This window comes from Arthrobacter rhamnosi (genome assembly GCF_054510975.1).
On record NZ_JBTNDN010000002.1, the window covers coordinates 1 to 14,089 of the forward strand.

Annotated in this window: 15 protein-coding genes and 1 pseudogene; 6 read left to right on the forward strand and 10 right to left on the reverse strand. The window is 67.4% G+C overall.

The features are described 5' to 3' along the window. A pseudogene (locus tag ACX80J_RS04330) lies at positions 1-1,568 on the reverse strand (pyruvate dehydrogenase (acetyl-transferring), homodimeric type); the annotation flags it as partial. A gap of 280 nt (positions 1,569-1,848) precedes the next feature. Here ACX80J_RS04330 and ACX80J_RS04335 point away from each other — a divergent pair. Then, entirely contained in the window at positions 1,849-2,625 is a 777-nt protein-coding gene (locus tag ACX80J_RS04335) for an SDR family oxidoreductase (protein WP_459346951.1), read from the forward strand. Between the two features lie 102 nt (positions 2,626-2,727). Here ACX80J_RS04335 and ACX80J_RS04340 read toward each other — a convergent pair whose 3' ends face one another. Together ACX80J_RS04340 and ACX80J_RS04345 are read right to left on the reverse strand one after the other, a co-directional pair. Further along, positions 2,728-3,732 (reverse strand): YncE family protein, encoded by a 1,005-nt coding sequence (locus tag ACX80J_RS04340; RefSeq protein WP_459346952.1) that lies wholly within the window; start codon positions 3,730-3,732, stop codon positions 2,728-2,730. A 215-nt stretch (positions 3,733-3,947) separates the two neighbouring features. Beyond that, positions 3,948-4,592: an AmiS/UreI family transporter gene (locus ACX80J_RS04345; RefSeq protein WP_459346953.1), complete on the reverse strand. Its 645-nt coding sequence runs from the start codon at positions 4,590-4,592 to the stop codon at positions 3,948-3,950. 166 nt (positions 4,593-4,758) lie between these two features. Here ACX80J_RS04345 and ACX80J_RS04350 point away from each other — a divergent pair, with 166 nt between their 5' ends. The 4 genes from ACX80J_RS04350 (at position 4,759) to ACX80J_RS04365 (ending at position 7,736) form a co-directional block, all read left to right on the forward strand. After that, positions 4,759-5,598 carry an SDR family oxidoreductase gene (locus ACX80J_RS04350; RefSeq protein WP_459346954.1) on the forward strand — a complete coding sequence of 280 codons (840 nt, stop codon included), beginning with the start codon at positions 4,759-4,761 and terminating at the stop codon, positions 5,596-5,598. Between the two features lie 2 nt (positions 5,599-5,600). Further along, on the forward strand, positions 5,601-6,236 hold the full coding sequence (locus ACX80J_RS04355; protein WP_459346955.1) for a flavin reductase family protein: 636 nt from the start codon (positions 5,601-5,603) through the stop codon (positions 6,234-6,236). Positions 6,237-6,347: 111 nt separating this feature from the next. Next, positions 6,348-7,430: a fatty acid desaturase family protein gene (locus ACX80J_RS04360; RefSeq protein ID WP_459346956.1), complete on the forward strand. Its 1,083-nt coding sequence runs from the start codon at positions 6,348-6,350 to the stop codon at positions 7,428-7,430. A 75-nt stretch (positions 7,431-7,505) separates the two neighbouring features. After that, a complete protein-coding gene (locus tag ACX80J_RS04365; protein WP_459346957.1) occupies positions 7,506-7,736 on the forward strand; it encodes a zinc-ribbon domain-containing protein in 231 nt (76 codons plus the stop codon). Between the two features lie 9 nt (positions 7,737-7,745). Here the strand turns inward: ACX80J_RS04365 and ACX80J_RS04370 are convergent, their stop codons facing one another. The 7 genes from ACX80J_RS04370 to ACX80J_RS04400 all read right to left on the reverse strand — a co-directional run bounded on the left by ACX80J_RS04370 (position 7,746) and on the right by ACX80J_RS04400 (position 12,747). Then, on the reverse strand, positions 7,746-8,501 hold the full coding sequence (locus ACX80J_RS04370; RefSeq protein WP_459345402.1) for an anti-sigma factor: 756 nt from the start codon (positions 8,499-8,501) through the stop codon (positions 7,746-7,748). Further along, entirely contained in the window at positions 8,488-9,051 is a 564-nt protein-coding gene (locus ACX80J_RS04375; protein ID WP_459345403.1) for an RNA polymerase sigma factor, read from the reverse strand. Before ACX80J_RS04375 ends, ACX80J_RS04370 begins: the two co-directional genes overlap by 14 nt. A gap of 69 nt (positions 9,052-9,120) precedes the next feature. Continuing rightward, entirely contained in the window at positions 9,121-9,789 is a 669-nt protein-coding gene (locus ACX80J_RS04380) for a class F sortase (RefSeq protein ID WP_459346958.1), read from the reverse strand. A gap of 98 nt (positions 9,790-9,887) precedes the next feature. Then, complete coding sequence (locus ACX80J_RS04385) at positions 9,888-10,706, reverse strand: DUF4397 domain-containing protein (protein WP_459346959.1); 819 nt, start codon at positions 10,704-10,706, stop codon at positions 9,888-9,890. Between the two features lie 102 nt (positions 10,707-10,808). Next, positions 10,809-11,654, reverse strand: coding sequence for an HpcH/HpaI aldolase/citrate lyase family protein (locus ACX80J_RS04390; RefSeq protein WP_301225073.1), 846 nt, complete (start codon positions 11,652-11,654; stop codon positions 10,809-10,811). A gap of 165 nt (positions 11,655-11,819) precedes the next feature. After that, on the reverse strand, positions 11,820-12,386 hold the full coding sequence (locus ACX80J_RS04395; RefSeq protein ID WP_459346960.1) for a dihydrofolate reductase family protein: 567 nt from the start codon (positions 12,384-12,386) through the stop codon (positions 11,820-11,822). A 97-nt stretch (positions 12,387-12,483) separates the two neighbouring features. Next, on the reverse strand, positions 12,484-12,747 hold the full coding sequence (locus ACX80J_RS04400) for a hypothetical protein (protein WP_459346961.1): 264 nt from the start codon (positions 12,745-12,747) through the stop codon (positions 12,484-12,486). A 261-nt stretch (positions 12,748-13,008) separates the two neighbouring features. On the opposite strand from ACX80J_RS04400, the gene ACX80J_RS04405 reads away from it, so the two are divergent. After that, a complete protein-coding gene (locus ACX80J_RS04405; protein WP_459346962.1) occupies positions 13,009-14,043 on the forward strand; it encodes an AAA family ATPase in 1,035 nt (344 codons plus the stop codon). The last annotated feature ends 46 nt before the right edge of the window (positions 14,044-14,089 follow it).

Genomic DNA, 14,089 nt, shown 5'->3' on the forward strand with positions numbered 1-14,089 from the left:
AGGTCCTTCAGGATCCGCACGAACGCCATCGTGGTCGCGGCCGCCTGCTTGCCCGAACCCCGCTTGGCCGTCTCGTACGCCTTGTCCCCGGGCAGCACGACGTCGGTGTGCCTGGTGCGCCGTTCGGGCACGAACCCGCCGAGCTCGCGGCGGCGCTCGAGCAGGTACTTGATCTCCGGGGCGTCGGCGCCCGGGTGGTAGTACGGCGCGTTGTAGAGGTCGTCGTCGATCTGCTCGTCGGTGACCGGGATGCGCAGGTGGTCACGGAACGCCTTGAGGTCGGCGTTGGTGAGTTTCTTCATCTGGTGGGTCGCGTTGCGGCCCTCGAAGTGCGGGCCCAGGCCGTAGCCCTTGACGGTCTTGGCGAGGATGACGGTGGGCTTGCCCTTGAACTCCGTGGCGGCCTTGTAAGCGGCGTAGACCTTGCGGTAGTCGTGCCCGCCGCGCTTGAGGTTCCAGATCTCATCATCCGAGAGGTCCTCGACCATGGCCTTGGCCTCGGGGGACTTACCGAAGAAATGATCGCGCACGAACCCGCCGGACTCGGCCTTGTAGGTCTGGTAGTCGCCGTCGGGCGTCTGGTTCATGATCTCCACCAGCGCACCGGAATCGTCCTTCTCCAGCAGCGCATCCCACTCACGCCCCCACACGACCTTGATGACGTTCCAGCCGGCACCGCGGAAGAACGCCTCGAGTTCCTGCATGATCTTGCCATTACCGCGCACCGGCCCGTCCAGGCGCTGCAGGTTGCAGTTGATCACGAAGTTCAGGTTGTCGAGCTTCTCGTTCGCGGCCAGCTGCAGCAGACCCCGCGACTCCGGCTCGTCCATCTCACCATCGCCCAGGAACGCCCAGACCTGCTGCTCCGAGGTGTCCTTGAACCCGCGGTTGTGCAGGTACCGGTTGGACTGCGCCTGGTAGATCGCGTTCATCGGCCCGATGCCCATCGACACGGTCGGGAACTCCCAGAACTCCGGCATCAGGCGCGGATGCGGATACGAGGACAACGCCGAGCCCTCCTTGGACTTCTCCTGCCGGAACCCGTCGAGGTCGTCCTCGCTCAGGCGGCCCTCGAGGTACGCCCGCGCGTACATGCCCGGCGACGCGTGCCCCTGGAAGAAGACCTGATCCCCGCCACCGGGGTGGTCCTTGCCCTTGAAGAAATGATTGAACCCGACCTCATACAGCGTCGCCGCGCCCGCGTAGGTGGAGATGTGCCCGCCCACGCCGATCTCCGGTCGCTGCGCGCGGTGGACCATGACCGCGGCGTTCCAGCGCATCCACGCACGGTACTTCCGCTCGATCTCCTCATCCCCGGGGAACTCCGGTTCCTGATCCGCCGGGATGGTGTTCACATAATCCGTCGTCGTGACCATGGGCACGCCCACGGACTGCGCACCGGCACGCTGCAGCAACGAACGCATGATGTACTGCGCGCGCTCGGTGCCCTGGGTGCGAATCAGCTGGTCGAGGGATTCGATCCACTCCGCGGTCTCTTCCGGATCCCCATCGGGCTTACCGACGGTCAACCCGCTCAAAATTTCTGAAACATCGTCAGTGACGCTCATCAGACCCTCTCCTAGACGTTGAGCGATCAGGATCACCAGATTTCGCTCATCGGAATTATTATTCCGTGATACAAGATACAGTGATTGCTGCCCGGCAGAACAGCGAGACGCCGCGCATCGCCTGTAGACCCGCATCTGAAGGACGTCCGGTATGCCAGAGCCCACATCCCACGCTGCTCCTGCCCGGATGCTCCCGGGTTCCCTTCCTCCCCCGCGGCCGGCCGGCGCGCCTCTCGATGGGGCCATACCCTCTCCGGCGCATGCCTCTGCGATTCAACCCGTGGCCGGCCCCGTACACACCGGACCGTCCCCGAAGCTCGGAACTGCAGTCGTGACCGGTGCCGGGTCCGGCATCGGTCGTGCTGTCGCACAGCAGTTGCATGAAGTGGGGTTCAACGTCGTCCTCGCCGGCCGGACGTTCACCTCACTCCAGGAGAGCGCATCCGGCATGGACAACGCCCTCTGCGTACCCACGGATGTAGCCTCGCCCCACGATGTAGCGGCTCTCTTCGCGGCGGCACGCGCCCGGTGGGGCAGGGTGGACCTGCTCTTCAACAACGCCGGCATCACAGGACCATCGAAGCCGCTGGAGGACATCACCATGACGGAATGGCTGCAGGTCGTACAGGTCAACCAGACAGGGGCTTTCCTCTGCGCAGCTGAGGCGATCCGAACCATGAAACGACAGCAACCCTCAGGCGGGCGGATCATCAACAACGGCTCGATAGCAGCCCACGCACCGCGCCCCCACGCAGCCACCTATGCCATGACGAAAAGTGCTGTGACGGCGCTGACGAGAAGCATCGATCTCGAGGGCCGGAGTTTCGGCATCACTGCGGGCCAGATCGACATCGGCAACGCCTCCACGGGCATGATGGGCACCTTGGGCGTCGATAGTGGCGCTCTGCAAGCGGACGGAACCCGCACCGTCGAACCCACGTTCGACGTCCATCAGGCAGCACGGGCCGTAACACTGATGGCGACCATGCCGCCAGAGGCCAACATCAACAGTCTGACCATCACCGCCTCCGGAATGCCATTCATCGGTAGAGGCTGACGAACACCGTTCGCCCGGACGATAGGACAGCGATCACTGCACGACCGACCACTGGCTCCTGGATCCCACCGTCACGGACCTCGAGGCCCGCGCGACCTCGCCCTACCGGCCGTCGGCTCCGTCCATGAAGACGGCCAGGGCCTGAGGCCTCTTCACTCCGAGAATCTCGTGCTGCTCGAGCGTTGCCAGATCGATCATCGTCAGACCGTCCCAGAATCCATCCCTCGTGTAACCCCCGGAGAGAAGCGCGTACTCGGAACCTCCCACCGCAGGTGACCAGGGGAGCACGTTCTCGTGGAGCCGCTGCAACGGTATGACCACCTCGGATCCGGCGGCCAGGTCCCGCACCGTCAGGTTCGGGGTTCCCGTTGCGTTCCCGAAGGACCCGGTTCCCACCACGAGCAGACTGGTATTTCCTTGGGTAAGGGCGGCACCGTGCTGGTGTGAATTCGCGGTCATGAGCTCGAGTCGCGTCGATGCCGTCGCTGGATCAAGGATCGCCAGGGTCCTGCCCTGAAAAGGCAGAAGCAGGGAACCGTCAGCCGCCAATGCACCGTAATGAGGTTTCTCCCATGATGCCAATCCCCCTTCGGTCCCGAAAGGCGCGATCGCAACCTCCACTGCGCCCATCGATGAGGTCTGGATGATGTGCACCGAGAAGCTGTCATGGTTGATCGAGTACAGCTCCGCCCCATCGGCTGACAGGACGATGTCGAAGGGCCGCTGGCCCACCTCGACCCAGCCCTCCCGCGACCCGTCCCGAAGATCGATCTTCTCCACGACGGCCGCCCCGGTAGTTCTTACGACCGCCACGTAACCGAAACGCCCATCCGGCGAGATCGCGACACCCGTTCCGCCCGGACGATACTCACCGTACAGAACCTGATCCGGCCCGAAGGTGTACGGAATGGTCCGAATCGCTTCCTGCACACCGAGGTCGATCACCGTCAGACCAACAGCCGTAGAGACGACTGCCTGCCCGGTGGCTTCCGATACTGCAACATCCCAGGGAGCCGGTCCTACCTCGATCCGCGCCACAACCTCACGGTTGACCGCAGCAGGGTCCAGGACGGCGACGGTAGAACTGGTGGCCTCCGTTGCCAGCACCAGGGAGCGTAACCGGTGACCCGCTGTTGGAACCGGTTCTGCCACTGGCGCCGGTGCGGTCTGCCCTGCAGGAGGAAGGGGCCCGTTGCTCACTGAGGGACGCGGATTCGACGTCCGTGACGGCGGGGCCACAGACCCCTCGGAGGCCGAACAGGAAACCATCGACACCAGCAGGATCGCACTCACGACCTGCCCGACCCGGACCGCGGCCCGTCTCACGGTCCCACCTCCCGTTGCAACGCGTCGTCGTATGGTCGGTGCCGGCCGGCAGATCCCGACCACCGCTGAAGAGCCGCGACCCACGCAACGCCAGCCAGTAGAGCAAGAACGCTCAGGGCGAGCCAGGCCGTGCCCGGTCCTGCAACCCAGCGGCCACTGAGCATCAGGGCTGCCGGAACGGTGGTGGTCGGCAATGCCCACAGGACCGTCAACCAGCCGGCGAACATGGAAAGCCACTTCACGTGCAGGGCGAACTGCGAAAAGAGCAGGACCCACAGCGCTGCCCACGCCATCCACAAGACCCCGAGCCCAGCATCGTCGGACCAGGTGTCCCAGGCAAGATACCCTGCTGCACCGGCCACGAAGAGGGCGAACCACCCGGTACCTTCCTGCGGCAGACCAGCAAGATCCGAGATCCCGATCGAGAGATAGGTGAACCCGAAGAGGAACAGTGGAAAGGCCTGCTGGTTCTCCCCCATGCCCGCCTCCGGGTGGGCGAGCACCAGAAGAGGGACCGTGCACTGGAGGAGCCCGACGAGAATGTTCATCAGCGCCGCACCGCGCACCGGCAGGAAACCCAGGGAGGCAAGGCCGTTGAGAAGAAGTGCAGCGCCCACGTAGAAAAGGCTGACCGACGTCACAACCGCACACCTCTCACTGACCGAGCCTCCAGCCCGATATCACCTGACGGAAAAACAATTTCATAACCCGACTCTACTGGGCGCAACCCGGAGGACCGAGCACGCCTGGTCGTCGCCTTCCCGGGCAGGCGGAAATAATCCCCGCCTCCCCGTGGCTGGAAGGGACATGGAGCAGCGCATCGCAGTCACAGGTTCAACCGGCACCGTGGGTGGCCAGGTCGCCCGCACCCTCGCAGCGGAAGGGGTGCCGCTGATCCTGCCGGTCCGGTCGCCGGACCGCGCGCAGCACCTGCCCGAGGCGATCGTGCGTCAGACCACCTACGCGGACTTCGACACGTCCGTGGAGGCACTCGCCGGCGTCGACCTCCTGTTCATGGTGTCGGCCGCCGAGGAAGCGGACCGCGTCGCCACCCACCGCACCTTCATCGATGCAGCGAAACGAGCGGGTGTCCAGCACATCGTCTACACCTCCTTCCTCGGCGCCGCTTCCGACGCGACGTTCCTCCTCGGGCGCGACCACTGGTACACGGAGGAGCACATCCGCCGGTCCGGCATGGCGTGGACATTCCTCCGCGACAACCTGTACCTCGATGTCGTGCCCGCCTTCGCCGAAGACGGCGTCATCCACGGACCGGCCGGGAACGGACTGCTGTCCGCAGTCGCCCAGGCCGACGTCGCCCGTTCCGCCGCTGCGGTACTGCGGGCACCCGACGCGCATGTCAACACGGCGTACCACCTCACCGGACCGGAAGCCTTCACCCTGGCCGAGGTCGCGGCACTCATCACCGAGCTCACGCCCGCCACGGTCCGGTTCGAGGACGAGACCTACGAGGAGGCCCTCGCGTCCCGCGCCCACCACGGCGCCCCGCGCTGGGAGGTAGAGGCCTGGATCAGCACCTACACGGCCATCGCCCGTGGCGAGATGGCTGAGGTGACACCCGACGTCGAACGCCTCACGGGGCGCCGGCCGCTCAGCCTCCGGGACCTCCTCACGGCGAAGTCCTAGCCATGCGCAGGGACGTCGTGCCGGACCCGGAAGCGAGCCGCGCCTTCTACAGGTTCCTCACCTCCGTCGTCGTCCCGCGCCCCATCGCGTGGGTCTCGTCGACGTCCGCGGACGGGGTGGACAACCTCGCGCCGCATTCGTTCTTCACGGTCGCCTCGGTCAATCCGCCGATCATCCAGTTCACCTCCGTGGGCCGCAAGGACTCCGTCCGCAACATCGAAGCCACGGGCGAGTTCGTGGTCAGCTTCACGCCCGAGGACCTGTTCGAGGCCGTCAATGCCACCGGCACCGACTTCCCGCCCGACGTCAGCGAGTTCGACGCCGTCGGCCTCACCCGGGAGCCCAGCGCCACCGTGCGCCCGCCGCGCGTCCTCGAATCACCCGTAGCCCTCGAGTGCCGGCTACACCTGATCCAGGACATGGGCGACTGCACACTCGTCTTCGGCGAGGTGCTGCACGCCGTGGTGTCCGACGACGTGCTCGACGGCGACCTCCCGTCCATCGACGCCCTGAAGCCGCTCTCGAGGCTCGGCAGGAACGAGTGGGGAACCGCGGGCAGGATCCGCACCATCACCCGCATTCCCGTCAGGGAATGGCCGGGCCACTACGATGCGCCCGGGGAAGCCGGCACGCATTGATCGGATGGCCCGGAATCAGGTCCCGCGCAGGGTGCTCCCGTAGAGTGGGGGCATCTGCGGGTTAGCACCCCACCCCGGCTGGGAAGCCTACCGCTACCCCCAGGGACCCCCATGAGCGTTACCGCTGCCCCGCGCACCGTCCGCATCTCCAAGCCGAACGACATCGTCGCCTCCTACTCCGTCCTGCTCAAGCAGGTCCGCAAGGAGGGCCTCCTGAACCGCCGTCGGCGATTCTACGTCTCTGTGTTCGCGGTCCTGGCCCTGGCCATGGGCGCGGCCTGGACGGGCTTCGCGCTCCTGGGCGACACGTGGTTCCAGCTCCTGGTCGCGGCCGTGCTCGGGGTCGTCCTCACGCAGATCGCCTTCCTGGCCCATGAGGCCTCGCACCGCCAGATCTTCAGGACCCGGGGCGCCAACGACTGGTCCGGGCGCATCCTCGCAGCCGGTGTCGTCGGCATCAGCTACGCGTGGTGGATGGACAAGCACACCCGCCACCACAACGACCCCAACACCCGGGGCAAGGACCCGGACATCGAGGTGGACACCATCTCGTTCCTCGAGGAGGACGCCGCCAAAGCCCGCGGCCTGCAAGCGTGGATCACGCGGCGCCAGGGTTACCTCTTCTTCCCCCTCCTGACCCTGGAGGGCATCAACCTGCACGCCCGTTCCATCAGCACCCTGTTCTCCCGCCGCACCATCAAGGGCCGCTGGGTGGAACTGGCGCTGCTCGGGGCACGCTTCGGCGCCTACCTCGGCATCCTGTTCTGGTTCCTCCCCGTCGGCCTGGCCTTCGCCTTCCTGGGCGTCCAGCTGGCGGTATTCGGCATCTACATGGGCGCGAGCTTCGCGCCGAACCACAAGGGCATGCCCGTGGTGCCGAAGGACAGCACGCTGGACTTCTTCCAGAAGCAGGTCCTCACCTCGCGCAACATCCGCGGCGGGTCCTTCGTCAACAACGCCTTCGGCGGCCTGAACTTCCAGATCGAGCACCACCTCTTCCCCGACATGCCGCGCCCGCACCTCCGCCGCGCCGCCGTCATCGTCCGGGAGCACTGCGAGCGCCTCCGCGTGCCCTACACCGAGGTGGGCGTCGCGGCATCCTACGGAGCCGTGGTGTCCTACCTGAACCGCGTCGGCCTCGCCGCGCGCGATCCCTTCGACTGCCCCCAGGTCAACCGCTTCCGTCGGCCCTAGGTACCACGCGGGGATGCTGCGGCAGGAATACTAAGGGTGCTTTCTACTGCACCCTCGGCCCGTTACTGTGGATGAATGTTCTTCCTCTTCGGCCTCACCACACGTGAGCACCTCCAGTTCACGCGCTCAGCCACCTGCCGCTACTGCAGGATGCACGCACCCCAGCAGGTGATCCAGCGCAAGACGAAGCTCTCGGTGTTCTTCATCCCGCTCCTCACCCTCAAGAAGACACGCCTGCAGGTCTGCACGAACTGCGGCGGCACCTCGAGGATCAGCGGCTCGGAGCAGCGCGCCCTGGCCTACTGACCCTGGCCCTCAGCTGCTCGCGGCGTGAATGGTGCCCCTGACCATGCTGATGCTGGAATGGGCGGGGTTGCCGTCCAGCGGCTCGTCCGAGACGTCGACGATGGGATACCTCGCCAGATCGATGTCGGTGGGCACGGCGAAGCTGGCGTGATCCGCGTCCATGAGCCCGACGCTGTACATCTCCTGCAGGTCGGGGGCTATCAGCCACACCTGCCTGTACCCCTCCGGAGTGGCCCCCGTCAGGTCGACGTCGAGGCTTCGGGTACCGTCGTCGGCGCGGGAGACGGTCGCTTCCCCGGACCCCGAGAAGCCGGGCAGGGGTTCCAGCTCGGCCTGGGCCAGCACCACACCCTTCTCGTCCGCACGCAGCGATTCCAGCCCCCACAGCGCTCCCCCACCCACGAGGATCCCGATGCCGGCGGCGACCGCCAGCCAGCGGGCGGAGAACTGCCGCCGCCTGCCGCCCTCGTCCCGGGCCGCCACCAGGGGGCGTACGTTCCCCGACGGTTCGGGGGCCGATGCCGCACCGTCCACCCCCAGCTCGGCGGGCAGGCCGAGTTCGGTCTTGATCGCGTCCCAGACGGCCGGGCTCGGACGTTCGAGGACGGTCACCGGCCCCTCGGCCTTCGCGGTGGTGACGACACGGCGAAGGGCGTCCACCTCGGCGGAACAGGTGCTGCACTGCCCCAGATGCTCCTGCGACCGGAGGTCGAGTGGCTCACCCAGCGCGGCCAGGCCGGCGGCGTCCGGGTCAAGATGCTGCATCCCACTCCTCCAATCGATTGCGTAGGTGCACGAGACTCCTTCGGATGTGGCTCTTGACGGTTCCCAGCGGAAGATTCATCCTCGCAGAGATCTGCTGGTGGGTGAGGTCTTCGTAGAAGGCCAGCCTGAGGATTGACCCCTGGGGTTCTCCGAGCCGTTCGAGCTCCGATGCGAGGACAACGCGGTCGGCGATGGTGTCGACGCCGGAATCGAGTGCCGCGCCGGTTTCGGGGGCGAATCCCGCCCGTACCACCAGGCGCTCCTGCCTGCTCCTGGCCGACAGATGATCGAGGATGACGTTCCGGCAGATCCCCACGATCCATGCCGGCAGAGGACCCGACTGCGGATCGAAGCTGTCCCGGGATCGCCACGCCCTGACGAAGACGTCCTGGGTGATGTCGGCCGCTGCCCCACTGTCCCGCAGGGACCGGAGGGCGATAGTGTAGACGAGCGGGGAGAAGCACCCGTAAGCGGTGGCCATGGCGTGCTCGTCCCCCGCGGAGAACTGCAGGTCGAGTTGCCTCGTCCACTCAGGGTCAGGAGCTGCCATGTGTGACTCCTCAAGCCGGGGCCGCACCGATGCGACGTCCTGCGATCCTCGGCTCCTGTCCCCCGAGACTCAGAGCGGTAGGGCCGTGAGCACCACATTATCCTCATAGTCTCCTATCTCCGACAGCCATTCACCCCCGCAGGTGATGATTTTCAGTTCGTGGTCACCGCCGCGCTCGAAGATCTCCGATCCGTTCAGCGTGGCCTTCGGGACGTTGCGCACATCGGAGACGGCGTAGGTCAACGACCGTCCGTCCTCCAGCCCGACCGTGACGGTGGTCCCGATCGGCACGTCCTTCAGCTGGGCGAAGGGCATCACCTCCGTGAGGCTGTCGACGTGGGCGGCGATCACCGCATTCCCGGCCTTCGCTCCGGGTGCCGGGCCGTACCGGTACCACCCCGCCTCGTAGAAGCTGTCCGGGATCTCCATGGCGCCGTTCTCCTCGATCCCGACGCCCACGACGCTCACGGAGATGTCCGTGCCGGCGATGTCGAGGGTCACCGGGGCCGGGGCGGGAGGCTGGAGCGCACCGTCCGCCTGCTGGATGGGCACCTGCGCGACCGCCGGAGGCGTCGCTGCGGTGTCGGTCGTCGGGGCGGTGTCGGCTGCGGGGGCTGCTGTGCCCTCCTCGGGGCCCGGCCGCGCGGAGGGGGGCGCCGTGAGCACGGGCGCCGGGTCCGCCGACGCGTCGTCGCCTCGCGCACATCCCGTGAGGAGGATGGACGCAAGAACTGCCACGGCGATCGCTGATTGTCTGGAATGCACGGTGTCGGACTCCCCTGGGATGATGGCCGGGCGGGGAGGGTCGAACAGCCTCCCCACCCGGCGTGACGGCTTCAGATCCGCACGGTCCGACGACGGGCTGCGGCTACGGCACCGGCGAGCAGCACCAGGAGCACTGCGCCCATCCCGACGGCCGCCCCGTCGTCGTCCTGCGCTGCAAGGCCGGACTGGCCCCCGGGAACGGCGCCGGGGGACGAGTGGAGGCCCTCGATCGTCTGGGTGGCGAGAGCGAGGTTGCCGGCCTCCAGGCTTCCCCAGGCGTAGACGATCGTCGAGGTACCTTCGGGGAGGTTCAGGTCGGCAGGGCCGATCACGGGGGCGGTGGTACCCGTGGCCGCGACAGCCGCCGACACCGTACCGGGATCCGTGGTCAGCGAGGCCTCGCCTGGATTGGCGAGGTTCTGGACGATCGCCGCGCCTCCGGCCAGGACGTCGACAGCCGGGGCGGCTGCGACATGGCGGACCGTCAGCCGCGTCTTGCCTGCCTCGATGGTCGAGACGTCATTGGTGTAGAAGTTCGCCGTGGGCTGCCCCGCGGCATCCAGGTTCGCGGTCGCGGTGTAATTCCCGCCCGCCTCGAGCTTCACGTCCACGGGGCCGATCACCGGCGCGCTGGCGTCCGCGGCGTCGGCCGCCGTGATGGCCAGCTGGTAGTCCCCGGCCGGCAGGTCGAGCGGACCCGCCAGCGTGCCCGGGGCGAAATCGTCCAGCGTGAGGGCGCCGTTCACATAGACGTCCACGGTGAGATCCGGCACTCCATGGAGGACCGACAGGGTCGCTCCGGCCGGCGTTTCGGCGGCGGTTGCCGGGGCAGCGACGGATGCCGCTCCCAGGGCTGCTACGGCTCCAATGGCAAACAGGCTTCTTTGCATGACTACTCCTTGGTGTGGTCCCGTGGCGGGGACTTTTCGCTGACATCCGGTACTACCCGGATGAGCGGCGATCTGGATGCAAGGAGCTGGAAGTTTTTTTGGTCAGGCGTTCCAGAGGCCGTAGGAATCAGCCAGCGAGGAGATCTTCTGTGCGCGCGCAAGACGCGGCAGGTAGGACCCGTCGCCGACGACGGCGCCCGCGGCATGCTCGCGCAGGAGTTCGGCGGCCCAGCTGATCTCGGACTCGCTCGGTGACAGCCCGCGGTTGATCGTGTCGGCGGCCTCGGGCCGCAGGCACAGCTTGCCCGTCATGCCCATCGAGGCGGTGACCTTGCAGGCGTCGAGCAGTTCGTCGCCCAGGGCTCCGACGGTCGGACCGTCGATCGGGCCGGGCAACTGCCCGACACGTGATGCCACGACGAGCTTGGACCGCGCGTAGGCGAGCGCCATCGGCTCGTCGGACGCCCCCGTGTCGCGCCTGAAATCGCCGACGCCGAAGGCGAGGCGGAACGTGCCGGGAGCACTGGCGATCGCCGTCGCATTCTCGATGCCGAGGGCGGATTCGACCAGGGCGAGGACGGGCGTCCCCGCCTGCAGGCGCATGGCGGTGTGGGTGACCTGCTCGGGCTTCTCCGTCATGGCGAGCATGACCCCGCGCAGGCCGGGCGCCTTGGACAGGGCAGCGAGGTCATCGGCCCAGTACTCGGTCTCGATGCCGTTGACGCGCACCCACGCGGTCATGCCGGTGGACAGCGCCTCGACCACGCGCTCGCGGGCCTCGGCCTTGCCCGCAGCGGGGACCGCGTCCTCGATGTCGAAGACCACCGAATCCGCCTCCGACGTGAGGGCAGGGATGAAGTTGTCCTCTGAAGCAGCGGAGGCCAGGAGCCAGGATCGGGAGAGCTTGGCGGGAAGCGCGGCTGCGCGGCTGTTTCTGAGGGAAGCCATCCTCAAACAGTACTGAGGACTGCCGCGCATTATCCAACGGAGACGCCCCGCACGTCGTGAACACTACGACCAAAACGGGCTGCCGGGAGGGAGATCCGCCAGTATGGCGCGCAGCATCGATGCCGGGGCAGGAGGATCGGCACCCTCGATGACTGCCTCCTGAGGTCAGCGCCGCACGCGGTAGCGGGAGATGACGACGCCCGAACCGAAGACACGGCTCCCGACGAGCTCGAGGTCCGTCCGGCGCTGGTGGCGGGGGAAGAACGGGCGCCCACCACCCACCAGCACCGGGTGGACCCTGACCCGGTACTCGTCGATGAGGTCCAGCGCCGCCGCCTCCTCCGCGAGCGCGGCCCCTCCGATCGCGATGTCCCCCTCCGCCGGCTCCGCTCGCAGGCGCTCGATCTCCTGCGCGAGGGTGCCCGACGCCAGGCGGGTGTTGCTTCCCCGGACCGCTGAGAGCGAGTGGGAGAACACCACCTTCGGGAGTGGTTTCCAGAGTGCGGTCCACTCGCGTTCCGCCTCATCGGTCGACGGGTCCTGGTCGGCGGTCTCCCAGTACAGCATCGTCTCGTAGAGTCGGCGCCCCAGCAGGTGGACGTCGACCGTGCGGATCTCGTCGATGGCCGACCGGAAGACCTCCTCATCCGGTGTCGTGAAGTCGAAACCGCCATCCGGCCCGACGATGTAGCCGTCCAGGGAGAGCCCCATCGAATAGGTCACCGTGCGCATCAGATCTCTCCTCCGTGAAGTGTGAGTGCTCGGACCCTCGCACCCGCGTCCGCTCGTGCTGCGGCTGATCCGGGGACTTCCCTGCAGGGCTCCGCCGTCAGCGCCGGATCCCTTTCCAGAAGTACAGGATCGGGCCGAAGAAATTGACCGGTATGACCGCGGCCCAGGTGCCCTTGTTCCCGTTCACCTGGTCCCTGGGGCGTGTGGCCAGGTCGGCCCAGGCGGAGGCCACCAGGGACAGTTGCACGGAGGCGAGAACCAGCACCCCCGCTTTCTGCCTGCCGGTCAGGTCGCTCCACCGCTTGCGGCCGGAACCCTTGCGGCCGCGCGTTCTCCGGGCAGGTGCTGTGCGGTCAACCATGATGTCTCCCGAGTCGGAGCCCGTACCGGAAACGGGGTGAAGCGTCGTTCCCGGCGCGCGGGCGGGTGGAACCTTCGGGTGCCTATTCCACCACGGACCCTGGGTCCGCCACCATGCTGCAGGTGGATGTTTCCGGGAAGGAAGAGGAGGGACAGCGCCGGCTGGCCGGAACTGATGCCCGAGCCCGCGGGAGGAGGGAGTACTACAGTGAAATCCCGCGGACTTTCCACTCGCGGCCACCAGTCGCCACAGGAGAAACGCATGGCTCCCAGCCGCAATCCACTCGATGACCTGCGCGAAACCATCGGCCATCTGGCCGATCAGCTCAAGCTTCCCGGTTCGGAGCGGGTGGACGACCTGATGGGCGACCTCATCGGTGCCCGGCCCGGACCGGCCCGACCGCTCTCCGAGGTGCAGGCGGAGCTCGACGCGCTGGTGGGACTGGAAACCGTGAAGGAACAGGTGCGGGCGCTCGTCGCACTGCTGCAGGTCCAGGCCCGCCGCAAGGCGCACGGCCTGCCGGAAGTGGCCACGTCCCAGCACCTGGTGTTCCTCGGGAACCCCGGTACCGGCAAGACCACCGTGGCGCGGCTCCTGGCCGAGATGTACCGCGCCGTCGGCCTGCTGCAGAAAGGCCACCTGGTCGAGGTCGACCGCTCCGGCCTGGTGGGACAGTACGTCGGCGCTACCGCCATCAAGACGGACCGGGTGATCCGGCGGGCACTGGACGGCGTCCTGTTCATCGACGAGGCCTACGCCCTGGCTCCGGAGGACGGCCGGACGGACTTCGGCCCCGAGGCGATCGAGGTCCTGCTCAAGCGGATGGAGGACCACCGCCACCGCCTGGTCGTGATCGTGGCCGGCTATCCGCGGCTGATGGAGGCGTTCCTGCTCTCGAACCCCGGCCTGCGCTCCCGGTTCGCCCGCGAGATAACCTTCCCCGACTACTCCGTCGACGCACTCCAGACGATCTTCTCCCAGATGCTGGCCCAGCACGAGTACACGCTGGAGCCGGGCGCGGACCAGATGCTGCGCCGCATCCTCGCCGGCCTTCACACCGGCGAGGACTCCGGTAACGCACGGTTCGCCCGCACACTGTTCGAGCAGGCGCTCAACCGCCAGGCGCTGAGGCTCTCGCTCGACGAGGACCGGGACCTCGACGCACTGGACCGCGAGGACGTCATGACGCTCACCACGGCCGACCTCGTCGAGGCCGCCCGAGCCCTGGGCGAGGGACCGGCACCGGAACCCGACCCCGAACCCGAACCGTCGCGGTGGTGGCGCTGGCTCCTGTGACGGCCGCGGCCCGTACCGGGGGAGGCACGTGATCAGGGCGGGTCGC

Excerpts from the sequence above, each read along its gene's own strand:
- ACX80J_RS04390 (WP_301225073.1), bottom strand. The coding sequence starts at position 11,654 with ATGGCTTCCCTCAGAAACAGCCGCGCAGCCGCGCTTCCCGCCAAGCTC.
- ACX80J_RS04360 (WP_459346956.1), top strand. The coding sequence starts at position 6,348 with ATGAGCGTTACCGCTGCCCCGCGCACCGTCCGCATCTCCAAGCCGAAC.
- ACX80J_RS04385 (WP_459346959.1), bottom strand. The coding sequence starts at position 10,706 with ATGCAAAGAAGCCTGTTTGCCATTGGAGCCGTAGCAGCCCTGGGAGCG.
- ACX80J_RS04350 (WP_459346954.1), top strand. The coding sequence starts at position 4,759 with ATGGAGCAGCGCATCGCAGTCACAGGTTCAACCGGCACCGTGGGTGGC.
- ACX80J_RS04370 (WP_459345402.1), bottom strand. The coding sequence starts at position 8,501 with ATGCAGCATCTTGACCCGGACGCCGCCGGCCTGGCCGCGCTGGGTGAG.
- ACX80J_RS04400 (WP_459346961.1), bottom strand. The coding sequence starts at position 12,747 with ATGGTTGACCGCACAGCACCTGCCCGGAGAACGCGCGGCCGCAAGGGT.
- ACX80J_RS04365 (WP_459346957.1), top strand. The coding sequence starts at position 7,506 with ATGTTCTTCCTCTTCGGCCTCACCACACGTGAGCACCTCCAGTTCACG.
- ACX80J_RS04375 (WP_459345403.1), bottom strand. The coding sequence starts at position 9,051 with ATGGCAGCTCCTGACCCTGAGTGGACGAGGCAACTCGACCTGCAGTTC.
- ACX80J_RS04405 (WP_459346962.1), top strand. The coding sequence starts at position 13,009 with ATGGCTCCCAGCCGCAATCCACTCGATGACCTGCGCGAAACCATCGGC.
- ACX80J_RS04395 (WP_459346960.1), bottom strand. The coding sequence starts at position 12,386 with ATGCGCACGGTGACCTATTCGATGGGGCTCTCCCTGGACGGCTACATC.
- ACX80J_RS04355 (WP_459346955.1), top strand. The coding sequence starts at position 5,601 with ATGCGCAGGGACGTCGTGCCGGACCCGGAAGCGAGCCGCGCCTTCTAC.